Source organism: Lachnospira sp. (genome assembly GCF_016290755.1).
In the GTDB taxonomy this organism is placed as follows: Bacteria; Bacillota; Clostridia; order Lachnospirales; family Lachnospiraceae; genus Lachnospira; species Lachnospira multipara.
In genome coordinates this window covers 1-7,467 of record NZ_JAEEVD010000076.1, presented here as the reverse complement: position 1 = coordinate 7,467, position 7,467 = coordinate 1, and the positions used below count along the sequence as shown (strand labels likewise).

Annotated in this window: 5 protein-coding genes; 1 reads left to right on the top strand and 4 read right to left on the bottom strand. The window is 34.6% G+C overall.

Annotation, left to right across the window (positions count from 1 at the left end; translation table 11 throughout):
- Positions 1 to 165: 165 nt before the first annotated feature.
- The 4 genes from QVA17_RS11850 to QVA17_RS11835 are packed head-to-tail and all read right to left on the bottom strand — an operon-like array spanning position 166 to position 3,933.
- A complete protein-coding gene (locus QVA17_RS11850) occupies positions 166 to 1,065 on the bottom strand; it encodes a GerMN domain-containing protein (protein WP_287389145.1) in 900 nt (299 codons plus the stop codon).
- An 11-nt stretch (positions 1,066 to 1,076) separates the two neighbouring features.
- Complete coding sequence (locus QVA17_RS11845) at positions 1,077 to 2,555, bottom strand: sensor histidine kinase (protein ID WP_287389144.1); 1,479 nt, start codon at positions 2,553 to 2,555, stop codon at positions 1,077 to 1,079.
- A gap of 17 nt (positions 2,556 to 2,572) precedes the next feature.
- Entirely contained in the window at positions 2,573 to 3,262 is a 690-nt protein-coding gene (locus QVA17_RS11840; protein WP_027430586.1) for a response regulator transcription factor, read from the bottom strand.
- Between the two features lie 23 nt (positions 3,263 to 3,285).
- Positions 3,286 to 3,933 (bottom strand): helix-hairpin-helix domain-containing protein, encoded by a 648-nt coding sequence (locus QVA17_RS11835; RefSeq protein WP_287389142.1) that lies wholly within the window; start codon positions 3,931 to 3,933, stop codon positions 3,286 to 3,288.
- A 247-nt stretch (positions 3,934 to 4,180) separates the two neighbouring features.
- Here QVA17_RS11835 and QVA17_RS11830 point away from each other — a divergent pair, with 247 nt between their 5' ends.
- Complete coding sequence (locus tag QVA17_RS11830; protein ID WP_287389140.1) at positions 4,181 to 7,165, top strand: YfhO family protein; 2,985 nt, start codon at positions 4,181 to 4,183, stop codon at positions 7,163 to 7,165.
- The last annotated feature ends 302 nt before the right edge of the window (positions 7,166 to 7,467 follow it).

Below are 7,467 nucleotides of genomic sequence, written 5' to 3'. Positions count from 1 at the left end.
ATCTCAACCTTCTCACTCATGAACGCAGTGGCACTTTGTGCCACCTGTCAGAAGGGGCTTTAACCCCTTCTGACACTAGTAAGCTTTATACCCCCGCTTAAAGCTTACGCTTTTGAAGCGGGGGATTGCTTACACTGCGTTACAAAATAGCTTTCTCATTAGTTATTATTCGTTAATCAATGATTCGTTAAATTCAAACTCTGTATCTAGGCTAATGGACTCTCTAAAGGAAATTGAGGAGTCACCATTAACTAGAATTCTTACTGCGTCGATGCCCTCTAAACTACAAAGAGAATTTGTAATTGAGTAAATTGGAATTTCACTTGTAACATTTACCATTTCATCAACAAATTCGCTTGAAAGGTTAAGATAGCAAATTCCATCGATTACAGATACGCTAAGGACTCTCACATCACTTGGAAGGGTTCTATAAAAACCTGCCTGGGTTGGACCCTTTATTAAAGTCTCAATCACTAGCTTTTCTGCCGAAACATTGCTGCTATGAGAAAGAGTTCTATTGTATCTAATTAACTTGTCCCCGGATTTTGTTGCAAAATAAAGGGTAACATTAGTCCACTCAACGGAATCATCGCCGTTATTGGCATCATCTACAAAGTCAGAGGCTGTCATTACCCCAACTTCTTTATTATTCTTTACAAGATCCTCGCCATCTACATTAAATTCCACGTATTCAATGTCCTTTAGCTGAGTAATTTCCTTAACCATTGCAGCTCTATATAAAACTTCCGTATAGGAATCCATTTGATAATAACTACTATCAAAATCAAGTAAGCAATAGTCGTTTGAAATTGAAACTGTAGGATCTGTTACATAATCTGGCTTAATAACACATTCCTTCTTGTCACTGCTTTTAGTGCCCATGCAATTAATTAAAGCCTTGATTATTTCTTCATTCGAGTCAGTCTTTAACTTTGTTTCCTTCTTTATAAGTTCTACGCAACTTGTATTAGTATAATAATAAAAATAGCTGCTGCCACTAGTCTGACAAGCCACTAAATTTATTAACATAGTTGCGATTAAAATCATACCAGTTATCTTTTTCATATTGTCCCCTATCATTTAACTTCTTTTACATAGTTAATTGGAACTCTAATGGTAAATACTGTTCCCACGTCTTCTTCACTATGTAACTTAATTGTTCCATGATGCATAAGAATAATATTTTTGACAATTGATAGACCAAGTCCTGTACCACCTGTCTGTCTTGATCTAGCCTTATCGACTCTATAAAATCTATCAAACACCTTGTCTTGGCTCTCCTTTGGAATTCCCATACCTGAATCCTCCACCTTTATATAGAAGTATTGGTGATCGGCGTTAAGGGAAACATGAACCCAGCCATTACTCTCATTATATTTAATAGCATTCTCTACTAAATTCGTAATAACTCTAGTCATCTTCACTTCATCAATGTTGGCAATTACTGGTCTAAAGCTTTCAAATAAGACGTCAATATTCTTCTTTTTAGCAATAGGCTGAAGTCTTCTTAAAACTAGCTCTAACATTTCATTCATGTTAACTGCTGTAATATTAAGTGCTGAAGCTGACTTATCCATTCTAACTAGTGCTAATAAATCATCAATAATCTTACTTTCTCTATCAATCTCAGTAACAATATCCGCCATAAATTCCTTATAAACTTCAATTGGGAAATCCTCTCCTGTATTAAGAGAATCCGCTAAAACCTTGATTGAAGTAATAGGTGTCTTTAATTCATGAGATACATTTGACACAAACTCACTCCTTGAATCATCCACCTTACTAGCCGCATCCAAAATCTTATTAAAATCACTAGCAAATCTTTTATATTCTGTTAATTTGCCCTCTGGCAAACGTCTATCTGTATGACCTTGAGCAATATCTGCCACAAGATCTAACTTTTTATTTAGCTTTTTATAAATCAAATGGAAGTTAATAAATAAAATCACAAGCATAACAGTTACAAGAATAATATGAAGAGCAAAATCAATGTCATCCACATATTCAAATACATCTGCAACCTCTGATTCATCTAGGTCACCTATTAAAACCGCAATTAATTCATCACTAGAATTATAGACAGGAGTGGCTGTTTCTACCTTGCCGTTCTCCTTGTCAAATTCCGATATTGTCTTTTCATTTTGAAAAATCTGAAGAATCTTAGAATTAATCAAAGTCTTAGAAGTATCCGTTCCATAGGTATCCCAAGTAACTTCTAAGTTAGAATTTACAAGTCTAAGTCTAACATTTCCAATGGCTGAAGCTACATTAAGCCTATTATTCATACCACTTTCAACTGCATCTTCTAAACTAGCATAATTAGAGTATTCCGCCGCTGCAATTACTGTAGTATTCTGCAGGTTGGAAATATATTTATCTACCAAAGCATCATAATATGCCTTATCAATTACAAAAGTAGCCAAAAATAGGGTTCCGCAAGAAATAAGGCTTATGAAAATGTATTCGATAACCGACAATCGTTTAAAAAAGGCAACTAACCTTTTCCTTATTTTTGTAATACTTATTTTCTTTCTTTTTCTTCTTATCTTCACCATATATATACCACTTACTATTAGACATTAAAATAATAACCCACGCCCCACTTTGTATGTACATACTGTGGATCTGATGGATTCTTTTCAATCTTTTCTCTTAGTCTTCTAACATGGACATCTACAGTTCTTGCATCTCCTGGGTAATCACTTCCCCAAACCTTCTTTAATAGGCTATCACGGGAGTAAACCTTAGTTGGGTTTGAAGCAAGAATTTCAAGTAAATCAAACTCCTTAGCAGTAAGATAGATTTCCTTATTCTCAATAAAGAGATTACGTCCATCAATATCAATCTTCATATCTCCTGCAGTAATAAGGTTTGACTTTTTCTCTTCCTGGCTCTTAGACTTATTTCTTCTAAGAATAGCCTTCATTCTAGCCTTAACCTCTAATATATTAAAAGGCTTTGTTATATAATCATCAGCCCCGTATTCAAGACCTAAAATCTTATCCATGTCATTGCCCTTAGCTGTTAACATAATAATTGGTACATCTGAAAATTCACGTATCTGCTGACAAACTTCAAGTCCATCCATCTTCGGAAGCATAATATCAAGTAAAATAATATCGTAATTATTCTCTTTGGCTAAATTAAGCGCTTCTTCCCCGTCATAAGCCACATCAACAGTCTTATAATCCTGAAGAAGACTAAACTTTAATCCCTTTACAATCAACTTTTCATCATCTACTACTAAAACCTTGTCAGCCATACCAAATCTCCTACTATTTTATTTTAAACACAAATAAAATCTTTGATTTTATCAAACGCTTGCTCTTTAATCCCAGATATATTCTTAATATCCTCAATAGATTTAAAGGCGCCCTTTTCCTTTCTATAAGAAATAATCGCCTCAGCCTTTGATTCTCCAATGCCTTTAAGAGTCATAAGTTCTTCTTTAGTTGCGCTATTAATGTTCACCTTCTTAGTTTTTTCATTAGAAAAACCATTAGATGATTCACCCGTCTCACTAAAAGAATACTCTGACCCTTCTTCATTAATATTAGGAATATATATCTTTAATCCATCAGATAGCTTATCTGCTAGATTTAAATTCGTTAAATTTGAGCCTTCAAGAGCACCGCCTGCTAAATTAATAGCGTCAATCACTCTATCGCCGTTATTACATTCATAAACCCCAGGATTTTGCACCTCCCCACAGACGTATACGTAAATCTTACTAGTCTCCTCTGTCTGTGTTTGAGAAAATGTTACAAATTCCGTGCTTTCCTCTACATCGTTTTGAATGTCATTATTATTTATGTTTAATTTATCAAAATCCCTGCTAAAAATGTAAATTATTCCAAGGACAACTATCACAATGCCCATAATTACATATCTTAGCCAATATCTATATTTATTATATATTTTTAAAAGTTTCATTTATACGCTCCTTTAATTTACATAAAGGTCCCTCTGCGTACAAATAATATTTTACAAAAATGTTACAAAATTTACAAGACAATATTACAGAATAATTTGTATATAATCCTTATATTTATTTACACTAATTGCTCTTTTTGTTAAAATAGTAAGAGTATTACAGTCGTTTAGGGGATTTTGACTTTAATACGTCTTTTTTTGATACATTTTTATAATCCCCAAATAAATTAAACGGGGGAAGTTTAAAGTGTTAGATATAAGTCATCTTAACTTAGGAAAAACAGAGAAAAACACTTTGAATCAAGAACATGATTCATCAAGAGAAACTAAATCTAATATAAAAACAAGAAAGAAAAAGCGATTTAGACTACTTGAAGAAAGCACAGGTCTTGTGCCTTCAGGAAATATAACTTACATTGTAGCTTTTGTATTGCCACTGATAATGTATATTGCTCTTTACTATATTAAAGAGATTTATCCCTTTGGCAATAATGTCTACTTAAGATCAGATTGTTATCATCAATATGCCCCATTCTTCTCAGAACTATGGGAAAAGATTAAATCTGGTGACTCTTTGTGGTATTCCTGGGATATTGGTATGGGAACTAACTTCATATCCTTATTTGCTTACTATTTAGCAAGCCCAGTGAATTTTATTATTGCATTTTTCCCACAAAAATTCATACCAGTTGTAATGGACTACATTATTGCAACAAAGCTTTCAATAGCCAGCCTTGCAATTGTTTTCTACATTTCCAAGCACTTTAACACTAAGAAATTAAGCATTGTACCTTTCGGTATTTTCTATGCTTTTAGTGGATTTTTAGCAGCTTATAGCTGGAATATTATGTGGCTTGATTGCATCATTTTATTTCCACTAATCATTCTTGGTCTTGAAAGATTGGTAAATCAAAATAAGGGCATTTTCTACTGTATTATGCTTGGCCTTTGCATTTACACAAACTACTACATTTCCATTATGGTTTGTATTAGCGTGGTTTTATACTTTATCGTGCTCATTATTTGTTACGAGGGCGAGAAGTCATTTTATGCATATTTTAAGAAAATGTATAGCTTTGCCTTCTATTCTCTCCTAGCCGGAGGACTAGCAGCAATTCTACTCCTTCCTGAGATTTATACATTTTCCTTATCCGCTTCAAGTAATTCGACCTTCCCATCAACTTGGTCAAACTACTTTAGCATAATCAAGGAATTTACAAGACATTTAATTAATATTCCAGTGCACACAGCCCTAGAACATCATCCTAATATTTACTGCGGAGTGGCAATCCTTATTTTACTTCCACTCTACGTTATTTCAAAACAGGTTAAGCCTAAGGAAAAGATCACAAAGATGGCCCTATTACTCATCTTTTTAATTTCCTTTAACCTAAATATTCCAAACTACATTTGGCATGGTTTCCACTATCCAAACAGTTTGCCAGCACGTCAGTCCTTTATTTACATTTTCTTTGTATTAATTATTTGCTTTGAGGCCTTTAAAAATATAAAGAACTTCACTAATAAAGAACTTGCCCTTGCTTTCTGGATAAGTATGGGCTTCCTAGTAATTGTTGAGCAGCTCTTTGTATCCGATGAAACCTATGATTTTAAGACAGTTTATATAAGTGGCGCCTTTATTTTACTCTACGCCCTTTTAATCTATCTAAAGCGAAACAAGAAGTTTAAGAGCCCGATTTTACTAATTGCTTGCTATTCCCTTTGTATCATTGAGGCAACTATAAACATGGATAATACAGGCCTTGGCACAACATCCCTTTCATCTTATCAGATTGATTTTGATGCTGTTGAAAATGTTACAGAAGAAGTTGCAAGTCAAGATGATACATTTTACAGAATGGACAAGGTGGTTGGTGCTAGAACTAAAAACGATGGTGCTTGGCATAATTACCATTCCATCTCAAACTTCTCTTCCACAAGTAATGCTGGAATGTCAAAGCTCTTTGGCTTCCTTGGAATTGAAAGTTCCACAAACGCTTATGGTTACAACGGTTCAACACTAGTTACTAACTCACTTTTCTCAGTTAAGTACCTAATTAGCAATAAGATTCTAAACGAAGGACCTTTGATTAGCTATGTAACTGGCAACAACGGTGAGTTCATTTATAAGAATGAAAATGTACTTCCTGTAGGATACTTAATTCCATCCGACGCAGAGGATAACTGGAATCCTACTAAGTCAAGCGATGGCATTGTTAATACTAATAGCTTAGTTGAGAGCTTAACTGGAATTTCAAACGTATTTACACTTACATATGAATACGGCAATGATAATTGGGTTTATTTTAATCCTGTAAAGGACGGACACCTTTACCTAATTACTAAGAATTCCGCTTGCTCATCAATACATGTAACAATTAATGATTCAACAACAAGAGATTTTACCAATATTAAGACAGGTACAATCCTTGATTTAGGCTACTACACAACTGAGGATGACATTGAGATTGAATCTGATGCTTCTATGGGCCTTGTGGTTTATACTCTTGAAGAGAGACGCTATGTATCAGCTATGGAGCAGCTAAATGAGTCAGGACTAAATGTCACAGACTATTCAAGCACAAGCATTGAAGGCACTATTGATGCTAGCGAAGATGGAAATATCCTCTTCTCAATTCCATACGATGATGGCTGGACAGTTTACATTGATGGCAAGAAGGTAGAAACAAGCGCCTTTAAGGATGCTCTACTTATGGTAAGCGTATCTGAGGGCTCACATACAGTAAGCCTTAAATACACACCAGTTAATTCAATCCTAGGAATTGTGGTAAGCATTATAAGTATTATCATTTTGATTGTTCTCTATATTATTTCAAAAAAGATTAGAAAAAAAGAGATCAAATTAGATAAGCTACCAGTATTCTTACAATCAATCATCCTAGGTGAAGATGTTAAGAAAAAGCTTATTAAAGAAAAGCTTCGTGAAGAAATCATTATTGATAATGAGGACAACGACAGCATCATAATCGATGACATTCCAGAGGAAGAATTCTTTGAAGAGTACTTCGAAGATGATCCGGATTCTGTAAAAGAGTTAGAGATATTAGATGGTGTTGAAAATGAAAACAAAGCCGTTTCTTCAAACAAAGATAAAGGAAACAAAGTTGAAGACAAGGTCGAAGACGAGGTTGAAGATAAGGTTGAAAATAAGGTTGATAAAATTGTAAGTCCAGATGATTTAGATTCACTTGATGATTTTGATAACATTTAACTCAGTCAGGGCACAAGCTCTGACTGAGTTAAACGCTCCGCGAGGATGCGCACGGATTCGGGTCTGCTTCAGCAGACCCGAATCCGGCGCTAGACTTACGAGCGAGTCTTGACTCTAGAAATCTAAATTGGTAAATTAAATACAAAAATTAAAGGGATGCCCTAGGGCATCCCTTTAGTTTTAGTAAAGCGGACATTCGGAATCCGCTTCGCTACTTCCTCATGAACGCAGTGGCACTTTGTGCCACCTGTCAGAAGGGGCTTTAACCCCTTCTGACACTAGTAAGCTTTATACCCCCGCTT

Bases quoted from the DNA above. Each gene is read 5' to 3' on its own strand.
- QVA17_RS11850 (WP_287389145.1), bottom strand. From the start codon at position 1,065: ATGAAAAAGATAACTGGTATGATTTTAATCGCAACTATGTTAATAAAT.
- QVA17_RS11845 (WP_287389144.1), bottom strand. From the start codon at position 2,555: ATGGTGAAGATAAGAAGAAAAAGAAAGAAAATAAGTATTACAAAAATA.
- QVA17_RS11840 (WP_027430586.1), bottom strand. From the start codon at position 3,262: ATGGCTGACAAGGTTTTAGTAGTAGATGATGAAAAGTTGATTGTAAAG.
- QVA17_RS11835 (WP_287389142.1), bottom strand. From the start codon at position 3,933: ATGAAACTTTTAAAAATATATAATAAATATAGATATTGGCTAAGATAT.